Here is a 15,202-nt window from a genome sequence, read left to right on the forward strand (position 1 = left end):
AGGTGAAGCCATGAAACAAATGATCGTTCACTGTACACAGCATATGACCCGGATGGCACTTCTGGAGAACGGGAGGCTGGTGGAATATGCGGCTGAACGCGATCAGCAGCAAGGCCTGGTCGGGAGTTATTATAAAGGTCGGGTAATGAATGTGCTGCCGGGAATGCAGGCGGCTTTTGTAGATATCGGACAGAAAAAGAATGCGTTCCTCTATGTAGATGATGTACTGCATCCCCATCTGGAGAAGCAGCCGGAGGTGAAGCCCTCCATTGAGACGCTGCTGCAGCCCGGTCAGGAGATTGTGGTCCAGGTGAGAAAAGAGCCGCGCGGCGGCAAGGGCGCCCGGGTAACCACGCATTATACACTCCCGGGACGCTGGATGGTGTACATGCCGTTTGCCGAATATGTCGGCGTATCCAAAAAAATCAGCCGTGAATCCGAACGCAGCCGGCTCAAAGGCATCGGCGAACGGCTGCGCCAGGGCGAAGAGGGACTGATTATGCGCACGGTCTCCGAGGACGAGCCGGTGGATGCGGTGGAGGGAGATCTGGCTTTCCTGCGTGCCCAATGGGAAGTAATCACCCGGCGCTCCAAGGAAGTGTCCGCACCGGCTCTGCTGCACTGTGACCTGAGCATCGTCCAGCGTTTCATCCGGGATGCCTTCAATCCGCAGCGCGATGAGCTGATGATTGATTCGGCCAAGGCGGTGAAGGAAGCGGAAGCGTTCCTGACGGACATGGCGCCTGAAGGGTACAAGCCGGTAGGATTCTACAGGGGGCAGGAGTCTATCTTCTCCGCTTACGGAGTGACGGAGCAGCTTCACAAGAGCTTTGGCCGCAAGGTCATTCTGGAAGGCGGGGCTACGCTGATCTGGGATGAGACCGAAGCGCTTACGGTCATCGACGTCAACACAGCGCAGTACACAGGCGGAACAAATCTTGAGGACACAGTAACGCGAACCAACCTGCTGGCTGCGGAGGAGATCGGGCGGCTGATCCGGCTTCGGGATACGGGCGGGATCATTATCGTGGATTTCATTGACATGGAACGGGGCGAACACCGCAAGCTGGTGACGGACAAGCTGGAGGGCATCATCAGCCGTGACCGGACCAAGACACATATTCTCGGCTGGACCCATCTCGGTCTGCTGGAGATGACCCGCAAAAAGGCAAGGCATGATTCTGCCGGGTTTGCCCCGGTGATCTGCCAGTGCTGCGGCGGTACAGGTAAGGTGGGGGCATGGCTGGAATAGGTTAGAGACGATACATCGAAGATAAACCTCCACTTTGTGGGGAGGGATTGACTTAGCCGTATAAGTATGATAATATCTTCAAGTATGTGTTTGGTTGTTCTGCCTGCACATGCTGTAACCGCTCCGATCGGGTAGATGAAGTGTAATTCCTCCGGGGGTTGCCACCTTGACTAGGCGAGTCTGAGACATGAGGAGGTGCAAGTACAATGTATGCAATTATCGAAACTGGCGGTAAACAATACAAAGTCCAAGAGGGCGATGTTTTGTTCATTGAGAAGCTGGAAGCTGAAGACGGCGCAAGCGTAACGTTTGACCGTGTCTTGGCTGTTTCTAACGAAGGTGGTTTGACTGCAGGAACTCCGCTGGTAAGCGGCGCGTCTGTAACAGCCAAAGTCGAGAAGCATGGTAAGGGTCATAAGGTTGTAGTTTACAAATACAAACCTAAGAAGAACTACCACAAGAAACAAGGCCATCGTCAACCGTACACCAAAGTAACTATCGAGAAGATTCAGGCGTAAGAAGGTGCGTTAATGATTAACGTGCGGATTACACGGGCTTCTGCTCAAGGTGTCATTGTCGGTTTTGCCGTCAAGGGGCATGCGGAATACGCCAGGAATGGCAGGGATATCGTCTGTGCGGGTGTTTCGACTGTTACGGTTGGAACCGTGAATGCGATTGAAACTCTGACCGGTGTGATTCTGGATACTTCGATGAAGGATGGATTCTTAAGCGGAACCCTGGTTCCCGTGAATGATCCTGAAGTCTCCGCCAAGGTACAGCTTCTGCTGGAATCCATGGTGCTAATGCTCAAGGATATTGCTAAATCCTACAGGAAATATATTCAGATACAGGAAGTCATCATTTGAAGAAGGAGGTTGACAACATGTTGAAATTGGATCTTCAATTATTCGCATCGAAAAAAGGTGTAGGTTCCACAAAGAACGGACGTGATTCCCACTCTAAACGTCTTGGCGTGAAACGTGCTGACGGTCAGGCAGTAACCGGCGGCAACATCTTGGTTCGTCAACGCGGAACAAAAATCCATCCGGGCACTAACGTGGGCATCGGTAAAGATGATACATTGTTCGCACTCGTGGACGGCGTAGTGAAGTTCGAACGTTGGGGACGCGACCGCAAAAAAGTGAGCGTGTATCCGGTTGATGTCGCTCCGGTAGCAGCGGCACTGGAAGCGTAAGCTTTCGGAACCTATTTAGATGAGAAGCCTCCGGCATGAGTGCCGGGGGCTTTTTTTGGAATTGTTTCGGGGTCCCCGCAAAGTACCTGAGTAAGCGTCGAAGCTTAAGCCCTCACTTTGTGGGGGGATTCTGGTGATTGCAGGGAAAGCCTGTGTTATACTGGGAAATGGTAAATATCAAGCTAGTTTAAGCAACGGTTACATTGGAATCAATTTTGCGAACCAAGGGACGGGGAGAAAGAATGAAATCCTGGAAAAGTATGGTCTGGGCAGTCATGTTATCCGCAGTGTTTCCTTTAGGTCTCGTGTATTGGCAACCCTCCCTTTTCACATGTTTGCTGCTCGGAATCTGGGTAGCGGCAGTGCTTGCATTCAGCTTTTTTTACAACCGGCGTCAATATGAAGAGGAACTGCGCATACAGGAGAAGACTCTGCAGCAGGCGGCAAACCGGACACTGAATCATCATCGTCATGATTGGATGAATGATCTGCAGGTGCTTTACGGATATATCCAGCTGGGCAAGCCTGATAAATCCGTACAATGTGTGGAAAGAATAAAGGAGCGTATCGCGCTGGACAGCCGTATTGCCAAATTGGGAGTGCCTTCACTGGTATTCTACCTGCAATCCTTCCGTACGTTCAGAAGTAATCTGGAGCTGGACATACAGGTGGAAGAAGGGCTGCAGCTGGAGGACAAGCTGAGTGCCGAGTCCGGTGCTGAGCTGACTTCAGTAATTATGCAGACGGTAAGGGCGTACCAGTACAGCGGAGTAACACCGCAAGGAGACACACGGAAGCTTGAGCTCAGCTTTTCACAGGAGGGTAGGGACATTCTTATCTCTTTCAAAGGTGAGGGAGAGCAAGGCAATCCCGAGCTGCTTCAGGGGCAAATTTATAATATAGTACAAGGAAAAATCATGAAGGCGGAGCAGATTCAGCCGGCTAAGGGCTATATAGAACTGCGGTTACCGCTGGAGATGTAAGGAAGGTGAATCTTAATGTTCGTAGATAAAGCTAAGATTTATGTAAAAGGCGGAGACGGCGGAGATGGTCTCGTAGCGTTTCGCCGTGAGAAGTATGTACCGGATGGCGGTCCTGCCGGCGGGGATGGCGGCCGCGGGGGAGATGTGATCTTCCGCGTCGATGAAGGCCTGCGCACCCTGATGGATTTCCGGTATCAGCGCCACTTCAAGGCCGATAAGGGAATCAAGGGACGCAACAAGAGCCAGCACGGGGCAAACGCCGAGCATATGATCGTGCGGATTCCGCCTGGAACCGTGTTGATTGATGATGATACCCAGGAAATTCTTGCCGACATGACCCGTCATGGACAACAAGTGGTGGTGGCCCGTGGCGGCCGTGGCGGCCGGGGGAATACGCGGTTTGCGACGGCGAATAATACGGCGCCGGAGCTTGCCGAGAACGGCGAAGAAGGCCAGGAGCGTTATATCGTAATGGAACTGAAGGTCATGGCAGATGTAGGTCTGGTAGGATTCCCGAGTGTGGGTAAATCTACCTTGCTGTCGGTAGTATCTGCTGCCCAGCCGAAGATCGGAGCGTACCACTTCACAACTATTACCCCGAATCTGGGTGTAGTTGATGTCGGAGACGGCCGCAGCTTTGTGATGGCGGATTTACCCGGACTGATTGAAGGCGCGAGTGAAGGTGTGGGCCTGGGACATGAGTTCCTGCGCCATGTTGAACGCACGCGTATCATCATTCATGTCGTGGATATGTCCGGCTCGGAAGGCCGCGATCCTTTTGAAGACTGGGTACTGATTAACGATGAGCTGAAGCAGTACAATGCAGCGCTCATTGACCGTCCGCAGATCGTGGCGGCGAACAAGATGGATATGCCTGATTCCGAGGAGAACCTGGCTGCCTTTCGTGAGCGTGTGGCAGAGCTCCGTCCGGACCTTGAGATTATGCCGATCTCTTCGCTGACCCGTCAGGGAGTTCAGGAGCTGCTCTACCGTGCTACGGATATTCTTGACAGTATTCCTGTGGCTCCGGTGGTTGAAGAAGTGGCTGGCAAAGAGCGCAAGGTGTATAAGCTGGAAGAGGAAGAGGATAACTCATTCACGATTACCCGTGACAACGAGGCCTTTGTAGTCAACAGTCCCCGGATTGAGCGGATGATTAAGAGGATGCAGCTAAGCACACATGATGCCATTCTTAGGCTGGCCCGTACCCTGCGTCATATGGGTGTGGATGCCGAGCTTCGCAAGCGCGGGGCAGTAGAAGGAACGATCGTGCGGATTGCTGATTTTGAATTCGAATTTGTTGAAAACAGCAGTTACTATTAACAGATCCATGATGCCGGCTGTATCTTCCGTGAGGAGGATGCGGCCGTTTTTTTTGAAGATTAATATAAAGTTTTCTTTATCTATTTGGATTAATTTACTACAATCATAGGAGGGTCTGGTTAAGGGAGCGTCTGCCGCAGACGAAATTCTCCCCGGGCGAATCTAAAAGGGTGAAATCTGCGTATATCATACATACCTGCCAAGAAAGAGGGAATGGACAGATGGCAATTATTGAAGTAGTCAAATATGATGGGCCTGCAGGCGTCTTCGCCTGGAAGTACCCCAATCAGGAGCTGGGGACCTGGACGCAACTGATCGTCAATGAATCCCAGGAAGCGATTCTGTTCAAGGGCGGAGAGGCGCTGGACTCCTTTACCGCCGGACGCCATACCTTAAGCACAGCCAATATACCGATTTTGTCGAATGTGGTGAATCTGCCGTTCGGCGGTAAGTCTCCTTTCACTGCAGAAATATGGTTTGTGAACAAGCTGAACTCTATGAACGTCAAGTGGGGAACAAGCGCCCCGCTGCAGCTGCAGGACCCCAAATACAAGCTTATGGTTGCAGTCCGGGCCTTCGGGCAGTTCGGAGTCAGGATTGTAGATCCCCGCAAATTCTTGCTGAAGCTGGTTGGGACGCTGCCGGTCTTTGATCAGGATACTATGGTGAGTTATTTCCGCGGCCTGCTGATGTCCAATATCAATGAACTGATTTCTTCTTATCTGGTGCACAAAAAAATCAGCATTCTGGAGATCAATGCCTACGTAGTTGAAATCTCAAAGCATATTCAGGGACGCCTGTCCTCCTCGTTCCTGGACAGCGGAATTGAACTGAATAATTTCTATATTGACTCCATCAATATTCCGGATGAGGATCCGGCGACCCAGCGCTTGAAGGAAGCACTGGCCAAAAAGGCGGAAATGGACATTATCGGCTTCACTTACCAGCAGGAACGCAGCTTCGATACGCTGGAGGAGGCTGCAGGCAATCCGGGGAATATAGGTGCAGCAATGATGAACACGGGGCTGGGTCTAGGCATGGGCCTCGGTCTGGCCGGACCTGCCTCTGAAGTTGTGTCCCGGATGACCCGGAGTGTGTCGCTGGACGGCAGCACTGGAAGCAGCGCTGGCAGCAGTGCGGCGTCCGGTACACCCGCTAAGTCCTGCCCGGGCTGCGGGACGATTAATCCGGCAGACGCGCGCTTCTGTACCGATTGCGGACACAACCTGCAACCGGCCCCCGCAGCGGAGGATAAGGAATGCCATAGCTGTGGTAAATCGGTCATCCCGGGTGCCAGATTCTGCCCGCATTGCGGGGAGAGCCTGATTCTCAAATGCGCCGGCTGCGGGCATGAACTGAAGCCCGGACAGAAATTCTGTGCGGAGTGCGGCACCAGAGCGGCTAACGGGTGAGCGGGATGCAGAAGCAGAGGTCTTATACAGGTCTTATTACCGTTATCTATATTGCTGCCCTGACCGTTACCCTGGGTTCGTTCTTCATGTTCGGATTCTCGGAATCGCTGATGCGCTTCGTCGTGACCCTGCTTGCTGTATGTATTGCTGAGACGGCAGTTTACGGGTACAGCCTGGTATGGCTGCGCCGCGCTCCCGAGGCCAGCCGGACTTCACCGCTGTTCTTAAGCGGAGCCTTGATCATGGCTCTGTATGTGGCTGCGGTGCTTGCCTCAGCTATCGTGCTTGACTGGCTGCTGGAACTGCAGCCGCTCTGGTATGCGGGAGAGCAGCTGCTTGTCCTGATTGCCGCTGCGCTCTTGCTTGCAGCAACAGGGGTATATGGCTGGAATGCCGCATCCGGGGAGCGGAAGGCGGCTGAAGCCTCGCGGAGCCTGCGCACTCACCGGCAGGAGCTGCACGAGATCAGAGTACTAGCCGGGACCTGGAAGCATCCGGAGGCAGGCAGGCTGGTTGAGCTGGTAGAGGGACTGGAGGAGAAGTTCCGGTATAGCGATCCGGTGTCAAGACCGGGACTGTTTGCAACCGAAGATATCATCAAGCAGCAGATATCCCTGCTTCATGACCATGTGGCTCTGCTGCTTGTGCTGAAGGAGCTGCCGGTCCGCTGGGATACTGAGACACAAGAATTGACGGAGAGTATCGCAGGCACGCTCCAGCGGCGTAATCTGGAGCTGTCAGCGCTTAAATAGGAGGAGAATATACAGCAATGGGGATAGTGAATGAGCTGGGGGGACTGTTGCCGGGCAGGGAAGGACAGCCGTCTGATGGTCTCCCTAAGTATGAACGGACCACCTTTGATTATGTGATTATCGGTATCGGATATCTTTTTATGCCCTTGGGACTTGTGCTTGCCCTGGTGCGGATGCTCGGAACCCATTACAAAAATTACCGCAAGCCCGTCAATTACAGTCTGTTGTTTCATGTTTTTGTGGGAGGCTTCCTGCAAATGATGGGTTTCATCGTCATTTCCATCTTTAGCGAGGAGGGAATTGACATCACACTCCTGATTACATTATTAATTCTCTTTAGTCTGGTTCTGCTTCTGCCCGCATCAGCATTTGCTAGGAGTGCAGCCAAGGCCAGATTCCGTTGCTCGCAGCTCGCCAATCAATATGTAGCCTTGATCACTGCGGGCAGAGTCCGTTATATCGGCAATTTGGCTGGCCGTACCGGGCAGAGCGAAGGAGATGTGAACAGAGACCTGCTGTACCTCCAAAAGTATGGAGTGCTGGACTCCGGGCTCCTCTTCCATGAGGGAGCAGATCCGGAGCCTCAAGCCCCGGCGGGACAAGCTGCTTCGTCGCCCTTTTCACCGCCTGGGGGACAGCCGCTATATCAGCAGCCGAGGCCGCAGCAGCTTCCCAAATCTGTCCGTTGTCCGGGCTGCGGCGCACAGAATACAGTCGCTCCAGATCAGTCCAAGAGCTGTGACTACTGCGGTACCACCCTTGCGTACAGCTGATTCGGGCATTGAGAGTTTGATTTTACAGATGAAGGCTGTTCCTCCTAACTATAGAAGGGCAGTCTTTTCTCTTATGAGCCACAAGAAAAGTTGTTGCAATAAAAGCCCTTGATCCCGTATAATGTCCACTATGTACATACAAAAGTCTTTGGGGTGAGGACGTTCGTGAAAGAACGCTATTATTTGGTCCGGGAGGACATATTGCCCGACGCGGTGCTGAAGACCATGCAGGTTAAGCAGCTCCTGGAAGCAGGAGATGCCAAAACAGTACACGAGGGCGTGGAACAGGTCGGTCTTAGCCGCAGTGCTTTTTATAAATACAAAGATGGGATACACTTGATTCATCAGCTGGAGCGCGAACGTATCGTTACGATCTCGATAGATCTGGAGCACGAGTCAGGCATGCTCTCCAAGGTGCTGGGTTCCGTAGCTGTTCACGGGGCTAACGTGCTGACGATCCATCAGAGCATTCCGCTTCAGGGGCGGGCCAATGTAGTGATCTCTGTCGAGATTTCCCGTCTGAATGAAGAATTGGGCGATTTGCTGGACAGTCTCAAGGCAATCCCGGGTGTGAAGCGAGCGTTAATTATTGGTCAGGGGTGAGAATACGAATGAAGCCGGTCAAAGTAGGTTTGCTGGGTCTGGGTACAGTGGGTACGGGCGTTGTCCGTATTGTTGAAGGGAATCAGGAGGATTTGAGCAGCCAGGTGGGTTCGCCGATCCTTATTGAGCGTATTGCCGTGAAGAATACGGAGAAGCCGCGTGATATCGAGGTGGACCCGTCGAAGATTACCGATGATCCATGGGCAGTTATCCGTGACCCGGAGATTGATGTCATTGTCGAAGTGATGGGCGGTATTGCGGGAACGAAGGAGTACATTCTTGAAGCGCTGGAGCGCGGCAAGCATATCGTAACCGCCAATAAGGATCTCATGGCCCTGCACGGCTCAGAGATTCTGGCCAAAGCGCAGGAGAAGCAGTGTGATGTATTCTATGAGGCAAGTGTGGCTGGGGGCATTCCTATTATCCGCACACTGATCGAAGGCTTTTCCTCGGATAAGATCATGAAGATTATGGGAATCGTCAACGGGACCACCAACTACATACTCAGCAAAATGAGTCAGGAAGGCGCGTCTTATTCCGATGTACTGCGGGAAGCACAGGAGCTGGGGTACGCCGAGTCTGATCCTACCTCCGATGTGGAGGGGCTGGATGCTGCCCGCAAGATGGCTATACTGGGCACCCTCGGTTTCCGGACCAACGTGGAGCTGAGCGATGTCAGTGTGAGCGGCATCTCCGGCGTCAGCAAGGAGGATATTGCTTTTGCCAAACGCCTGGGGTATGAGATGAAGCTGCTGGGTATTGCCGAACGTCAGGATGAGGAATTCAGCATCAGTGTGCAGCCCACAATGATCCGCACGAGCCACCCGATTGCCTCGGTGAACGGGGTGTTTAATGCGGTATATGTATATGGCGAAGCGGTGGGGGAGACTATGTTCTACGGTGCGGGAGCAGGGGCAATGCCTACGGCAACCTCGATTGTGGCTGACCTTGTGGCTGTGATCAAGAATCTGAAGCTGGGCGTCAATGGGCTCAAGCAGATCATTCCGTACAAGCAAAAGAAGCTGAAGAGTGATGAAGATATTTATTACAAGAACTTCCTGCTGCTCCATGTGGATGACAAGGCCGGTGTGCTGGCGAAGATCACCCAGGTGTTTGCCGAATATGACGTCAGCCTGGACTCTGTTGTGCAGCAAGCCAACGCGAATAACCCGGATGCTGAGATTATAATTGTTACGCATAATGCCAGCAAAGCCAGTATGAACAAGGTCATGCGGCATTTGGAGCAACTGAATGTCATTCACCGTATCAAAAGCCATTATCGTGTAGAAGGCTGAGTATCGCAGGCCTCCCTTGAAATATGGCGGCTGCGCGCAAATATAATGAAGGAGATTTACCCGCCATGAGTATTTACGGAAGGTCTAGAGTGAAAGTCCCTGCCAGTACCGCCAATCTTGGTCCGGGCTTCGATACGCTGGGTATGGCTCTGTCGCTGTATGCCTGGATTGAAATGGAGGAAGCGGCTGAAACGGTGTTTCATCTGTATGGAGATGAGATGACTGGGGTTCCCCGGGACAAAAGCAATCTGCTCTACAAGGTTGCCCAAATGGTATTTGCTGAAGCCGGGGTCACGGTTCCTGAGCTGTCCATCTCTATGTACTCTGAAATCCCGCTTACCCGGGGGCTGGGGAGCAGTGCGTCGGCCATTATTGGCGCATTGGCTGCGGCAAATGCTATGATTGGTTCACCGCTTGAATCTGCGAAGCTGTTTGATATGGCTACAGCGATTGAGAAGCACCCCGATAACGTCGGAGCTTCCCTGTTCGGGGGGATTATTACGGCCGTGTGGGATGGAGAGCACGCGGAGTATATCCGGATTGAGCCTCCGCAGGAGCTGGAAGTGCTTGTGGTTATTCCGGAATTCGAGCTGGAGACTGTCAAAGCTAGAGGCGTACTGCCTGCCGAGGTCAGTGTCAGCGATGCTGTTCATAACATCAGCCGCACCTCGCTGCTAACCGCTGCGTTAGCCGCCGGGCGGCTCGACCTCATTGGTGCAGCGATGCAGGACCGGCTGCATCAGCCATACCGCGCTCCGCTGGTGCCCGGTATGGAGAAGCTGCTGGCAGAAGCTCCAGGCCATGGGGCACTGGGCATCGCGCTTAGCGGTGCAGGTCCGACTCTGTTATGTATGGTGGACCGCAGAGAGCTGCGGAAGCAGGAGCTGGAGCTGTTTCTGACAGAGACAATGCGGGAGAACGGGATCTCTTCCCGCACCCTGTGGCTGTCTCCCTGCACCACAGGGGTCACTGCAGAGCTGCTTGAAAGAAACGGGATGCAAAACGGATCATTTTTGGATATGATAAAAGGAGAATTACAGTCATGAAATCAATAGCGGTATTGCCTCAGGGCTCGGTCTCGCATGAAGCGCTGCTGCATTTATTTGGCGGTAACCCTGTTCATATTGAGCATCATAAGCTTATATCCGATGTCTTTCTGTCTACTTCCGGGGGAGTTACCGATTACAGTGTCATTCCGATTGAGAATACGATTGAAGGCTCGGTTAGCCTGCATATTGACTGGCTCATTAATGAAGTGAACCTGCCGATGCAGGCGGAGTGGATTTTCCCTTCGGTGCAGAACCTCATCGGCAATCCGCAGGAATTCACGAACGAGAACGGGGATAAGGATTACACGAAGATGGTCAGAATCCTGTCCCATCCGGTGGCGATGGCACAGTGCACGCAGTTTATCCGTAAGGCTGCACCTTGGGCTGAACTGGAATCTGTAGGCAGCACCTCCGAAGCAGTGGAGATTGTGAAGAGTAATCCCGGCAAGGGCTGGGCCGCCATAGGGACCTCGCTTGGGGCCGCAACGCACGGGCTGGAGGTTGTGGAACGCCAGATTACAGACCATAACAACAATTACACGCGGTTTGTGCTGGTTGGCCCGCAGAAGCTGGAGCTTCCGCAGAAGAGCAGCGGAGATAAGACGAGCATTCTTGTCACACTGCCCGAGGATTTTCCTGGTGCGCTGCATCAGGTACTGGCTGCTTTTTCCTGGCGCAAGTTGAACTTGTCCCGTATTGAATCACGACCCACGAAGAAGAAACTGGGTACTTATTATTTCTACATTGATGTGCTGGAGCCGATAGAATCGGTACTGCTTCCAGGGGCGATTGAAGAGATCAAAGCCTTGGGCTGTCAGGTACGGATTCTGGGGTCCTATCCCACATACACCTATGAGGAAGAGAAAGCGGAGGTGCAGTAAGTTCATGGCTGAGCAATGGATCTATCTGGATGGACAACATGTAACGAAAGAGAATGCAAAGGTATCCGTATTCGATCACGGCTTTTTATATGGAGACGGAATATTTGAAGGTATCCGTATTTATAACGGCAACATCTTCAAATGTAAGGAGCATCTGGACAGGCTGTATGATTCGGCGAAGTCGATTATGCTGGACATTCCTCTGACCTATGATGAGATGCTGGAAGCTATGGCTGAGACTATCCGTCTTAACGACATGCGTAACGGATACATCAGGCTGATCGTTTCGCGCGGTCCCGGTAATCTGGGGCTCGATCCGCGCCGCTGCCCCAAAGCCAGTGTGATCATCATTGTTGAGCAGCTGGCCATCTACCCGGAACAGGCTTATCTGAACGGACTTCGTGCCGTTTCGGTGTCGCAGCGCCGCAATATCCCGGATGCGCTGAATCCGAAGATCAAATCGCTGAATTATCTCAACAACATTCTGGTGAAGATCCAGTCTAATCTGGCTGAAGCGGATGAAGCGATCATGATGAACGCTCAAGGCTATGTAACCGAAGGTTCGGGCGATAATATCTTCATTATCAAAAGAGGGGTAGTCTACACTCCGCCTTGCTACCTGGGGGCGCTTGAAGGAATTACCCGTCTGGCGATTATTGAGCTATGTGAGAAACTGGGCTTACCGCTTAAGGAAGAGCCGTTCACTATGCATGACGTATATATTGCCGATGAAGTCTTCTTCACCGGCACAGCGGCGGAAGTGATTGCAGCCCGTGAGATCGACGGCCGGATCATTGGTTCTGGCCATGCCGGGCCGATCACCCTGCAGCTGCTTGAAGAATTCCGCAATGTGGTCGACAAAGACGGTTATAAGGTTTGGGAATAGTAATAGTAGAACGGTGCCCTGACACCGTGTAATAGAGCCAATTATCCTTTCATGCCAAGCATGGAAGGATTTTTTTTGCTTATAGGGATGTCATTCGCCCATGGGCTGCATAAGATGTAGTAACGAAGGAGGCGGCTGTACCGCATATACCGATACTGGAATGCTCTCATCCCTGAACCGGGGTGCAACGTCGATCAATAGATACTTTTAGGAGGTAAATGCTACGTGAAAATACACATTGTCAAGCAAGGCGATTCGTTGTTTGCGTTATCGCAGAAGTATGGAGTGCCGCTGCAAAAGATAATTGAGGCCAATCCGCAAATCACCAATCCAGATGTGCTTGCCGTAGGAGATAAGGTCAAAATACCGGCGGCGCCGGTACCTATCCCTGTGCCGGACAACAATGATATTTACTATAAGCATACGGTGAAGCAAGGCGATACCTTATGGAAGCTCTCCAAGGCTTGGGGGGTTACGCTCAAGGACATGATTGACGCCAATCCGCAGCTTAAGAACCCTAATGCTCTGATGACTGGTGAAGTTGTGAATATCCCTAAGAAAGTCAGTGTTTCACCCATCCAGGCTCAGTCCACCGCTCCTGCAAAAGCGAATACGGCCCCCATTCAGGCCCAGTCCGCCGCTCCGGCAGTAGTAGACAAAACGGCGATTGGCGGAAAAACCTACACAGGTGTTATTGAAAAAACAGCTCCTGCTCCAGCCCCGGCTCCTGTGGCGGAAGCGGTTCCCATCCCGCTCGCTGTTCCTGCGCCTAACCCTGCACCTAATAAAGCGCCAGAGGTTATGCCGGTCCAGGAAGCCGTGCCTGAGAAACAAAGCTTGTATGTGCAAATCTCAGTTCCGGCCCAGGAAGCTCCGGCTTACGAGAAGAAGTCCAAAGAAGCTCATAAAACAGAGGTTCAGCCTGCCTCATGGGGGGAAGGCAAAGCAGACTCAATGGAAAAGACAGGCGGATATCCCGGCTTGAATGAGAACCCGTATTTCATGAATCATGCACCGGTCTATCCCATGTATGAGCCAATGGGAATGATGAATATGAATAACGCTCCCAGCTATGCTCAGCCTGCTGCGTTCATGCCGGAATGCCCTCCGAATTATGCTGATCCGGCCAATGCTTATCCAGCTGCCCAGTATCCCGGCGCATGGTATCCCAATGCAGCACCGGACTATAATCAGGACTACAATAATGTGAATATGTCTGCCGTCAGCCCTGTAAGTGATAATGCCTCCTTTGCTCCGCAATATCACAATCAGCAGGTTAATCTTCCGTGGCCTTCCTGCGGGTGCGGCGGAATGTCGATCCAGCCATATCCGTACGAGCAGCCGATGTATAACGGATATCCGGTGTACGGCATGCCGCAGATGGGGATGGCTTCTCCTTATTCGGCGGGAATGAATTCCATGCCTAATGCGGTATCGCCAATGTATGAGCAGCCCATGGTATCGAATATTCCGCCTTATCCGGCATACCCGGGAATGGAGAATTTTGCCCATAACCGCGTACCTGAGATTCAGATTCCCGAGCCTGCGGTGGAGGAGCCGGAAGAAGTTACGGATAAGGCACATGGCGATGCCGCTCCTATAAAGGATACGAAGACAGGAACGTCCAAAGCGGCAACGAAACTAAAGGCTTCAGGCCAGACCACTGCCACCAAGGAAAAAGCCCCCGCCAAGCCGCGTCCGAATTCTAGTGGGCGTTCAAACACAAGCACAGTCAAAAAGAATAGTGGTCCTTGGGTTCCTAATTAATAGAACCGGGGAAGGAGTAAAGAGCGTATGCAGGTCCTGCATGGTAAGGGGATCTGCTGCGTTTTTGATGTGGAAAGGAGGTCTATAGAACTAAATACAAAAATGGTAAATATTAAGGATTGTTTATCACGTATAAAACATGGTATATTATAAATCCAGTCGCGAGGCAGACGCCTTGAATCAGATTGGACATGCTGCTCTGAAGAATAACTACCTTGTCTCATTGAAATAAGTGTTGCATTCGGATGAGAAACATGATATATTATAAAAGTTGCTGATGACGAGCTAATCGACACCAACAACGAGCTTGATCTTTGAAAACTGAACAACGAGTGAGTATCGGAAATCACGAAAGTGAATTCCAAAATAGAGAATGTAAATTCTCGTCAGATGTTTCAAAATGAGCAATCGCTCTTTCTAAATACCAATTTGGAGAGTTTGATCCTGGCTCAGGACGAACGCTGGCGGCATGCCTAATACATGCAAGTCGAGCGGAGTTATGAAGGAGCTTGCTCCGGATTAACTTAGCGGCGGACGGGTGAGTAACACGTAGGCAACCTGCCCTCAAGACTGGGATAACTACCGGAAACGGTAGCTAATACCGGATAATTTCTTTCCTCTCCTGAAGAGAGAATGAAAGGCGGAGCAATCTGCCACTTGGGGATGGGCCTGCGGCGCATTAGCTAGTTGGTGGGGTAACGGCTCACCAAGGCGACGATGCGTAGCCGACCTGAGAGGGTGAACGGCCACACTGGGACTGAGACACGGCCCAGACTCCTACGGGAGGCAGCAGTAGGGAATCTTCCGCAATGGGCGCAAGCCTGACGGAGCAATGCCGCGTGAGTGATGAAGGTTTTCGGATCGTAAAGCTCTGTTGCCAGGGAAGAACGTCCGGTAGAGTAACTGCTGCCGGAGTGACGGTACCTGAGAAGAAAGCCCCGGCTAACTACGTGCCAGCAGCCGCGGTAATACGTAGGGGGCAAGCGTTGTCCGGAATTATTGGGCGTAAAGCGCGCGCAGGCGGTTATTTA

Annotated in this window: 15 protein-coding genes, 1 rRNA gene and 1 other annotated feature; all 16 genes read left to right on the forward strand. The window is 52.3% G+C overall.

All coding sequences use genetic code 11. The features are described 5' to 3' along the window. Nucleotides 1-10 precede the first annotated feature (10 nt). Nucleotides 11-1,252, forward strand: a complete 1,242-nt coding sequence (locus HQN87_RS11530; RefSeq protein ID WP_173132480.1) for an Rne/Rng family ribonuclease — start codon at nt 11-13, stop codon at nt 1,250-1,252. 106 nt (nt 1,253-1,358) lie between these two features. Beyond that, nucleotides 1,359-1,444 (forward strand) — a sequence feature (ribosomal protein L21 leader region). 14 nt (nt 1,445-1,458) lie between these two features. Next, nucleotides 1,459-1,770 (forward strand): 50S ribosomal protein L21, encoded by a 312-nt coding sequence (rplU, locus tag HQN87_RS11535; RefSeq protein WP_036698983.1) that lies wholly within the window; start codon nt 1,459-1,461, stop codon nt 1,768-1,770. A gap of 12 nt (nt 1,771-1,782) precedes the next feature. Continuing rightward, entirely contained in the window at nt 1,783-2,118 is a 336-nt protein-coding gene (locus HQN87_RS11540) for a ribosomal-processing cysteine protease Prp (RefSeq protein WP_173132483.1), read from the forward strand. A gap of 17 nt (nt 2,119-2,135) precedes the next feature. Then, nucleotides 2,136-2,447 carry a 50S ribosomal protein L27 gene (rpmA, locus tag HQN87_RS11545; protein WP_020429282.1) on the forward strand — a complete coding sequence of 104 codons (312 nt, stop codon included), beginning with the start codon at nt 2,136-2,138 and terminating at the stop codon, nt 2,445-2,447. Between the two features lie 242 nt (nt 2,448-2,689). Continuing rightward, nucleotides 2,690-3,430 carry a Spo0B domain-containing protein gene (locus HQN87_RS11550; RefSeq protein WP_173132486.1) on the forward strand — a complete coding sequence of 247 codons (741 nt, stop codon included), beginning with the start codon at nt 2,690-2,692 and terminating at the stop codon, nt 3,428-3,430. A gap of 15 nt (nt 3,431-3,445) precedes the next feature. Continuing rightward, a complete protein-coding gene (gene obgE / locus HQN87_RS11555; protein WP_173132489.1) occupies nt 3,446-4,753 on the forward strand; it encodes a GTPase ObgE in 1,308 nt (435 codons plus the stop codon). 221 nt (nt 4,754-4,974) lie between these two features. Then, nucleotides 4,975-6,165 carry an SPFH domain-containing protein gene (locus HQN87_RS11560; protein ID WP_173132493.1) on the forward strand — a complete coding sequence of 397 codons (1,191 nt, stop codon included), beginning with the start codon at nt 4,975-4,977 and terminating at the stop codon, nt 6,163-6,165. Between the two features lie 5 nt (nt 6,166-6,170). Further along, on the forward strand, nt 6,171-6,917 hold the full coding sequence (locus HQN87_RS11565; RefSeq protein ID WP_173132496.1) for a hypothetical protein: 747 nt from the start codon (nt 6,171-6,173) through the stop codon (nt 6,915-6,917). A 17-nt stretch (nt 6,918-6,934) separates the two neighbouring features. Then, the gene (locus HQN87_RS11570; protein WP_173132499.1) at nt 6,935-7,690 is read left to right on the forward strand and encodes a zinc ribbon domain-containing protein; all 756 of its coding nucleotides are present in this window, start codon (nt 6,935-6,937) and stop codon (nt 7,688-7,690) included. Between the two features lie 165 nt (nt 7,691-7,855). After that, the gene (locus HQN87_RS11575; protein WP_173132501.1) at nt 7,856-8,293 is read left to right on the forward strand and encodes an ACT domain-containing protein; all 438 of its coding nucleotides are present in this window, start codon (nt 7,856-7,858) and stop codon (nt 8,291-8,293) included. Nucleotides 8,294-8,301: 8 nt separating this feature from the next. After that, nucleotides 8,302-9,588 carry a homoserine dehydrogenase gene (locus tag HQN87_RS11580; RefSeq protein ID WP_173132504.1) on the forward strand — a complete coding sequence of 429 codons (1,287 nt, stop codon included), beginning with the start codon at nt 8,302-8,304 and terminating at the stop codon, nt 9,586-9,588. 65 nt (nt 9,589-9,653) lie between these two features. Then, nucleotides 9,654-10,634, forward strand: a complete 981-nt coding sequence (gene thrB, locus HQN87_RS11585) for a homoserine kinase (protein WP_173132507.1) — start codon at nt 9,654-9,656, stop codon at nt 10,632-10,634. Beyond that, a complete protein-coding gene (pheA, locus tag HQN87_RS11590; RefSeq protein WP_173132511.1) occupies nt 10,631-11,518 on the forward strand; it encodes a prephenate dehydratase in 888 nt (295 codons plus the stop codon). Before thrB ends, pheA begins: the two co-directional genes overlap by 4 nt. A 4-nt stretch (nt 11,519-11,522) precedes the next feature. Further along, entirely contained in the window at nt 11,523-12,404 is an 882-nt protein-coding gene (gene ilvE, locus HQN87_RS11595; RefSeq protein ID WP_173132514.1) for a branched-chain-amino-acid transaminase, read from the forward strand. Nucleotides 12,405-12,629: 225 nt separating this feature from the next. Then, nucleotides 12,630-14,171 (forward strand): LysM peptidoglycan-binding domain-containing protein, encoded by a 1,542-nt coding sequence (locus HQN87_RS11600; protein WP_173132517.1) that lies wholly within the window; start codon nt 12,630-12,632, stop codon nt 14,169-14,171. A gap of 426 nt (nt 14,172-14,597) precedes the next feature. After that, nucleotides 14,598-15,202: ribosomal RNA gene (locus HQN87_RS11605) — 16S ribosomal RNA — on the forward strand; the annotation flags it as partial.

This window comes from Paenibacillus tritici (genome assembly GCF_013204885.1).
Classification (GTDB): Bacteria; Bacillota; Bacilli; order Paenibacillales; family Paenibacillaceae; genus Paenibacillus_AQ; species Paenibacillus_AQ tritici.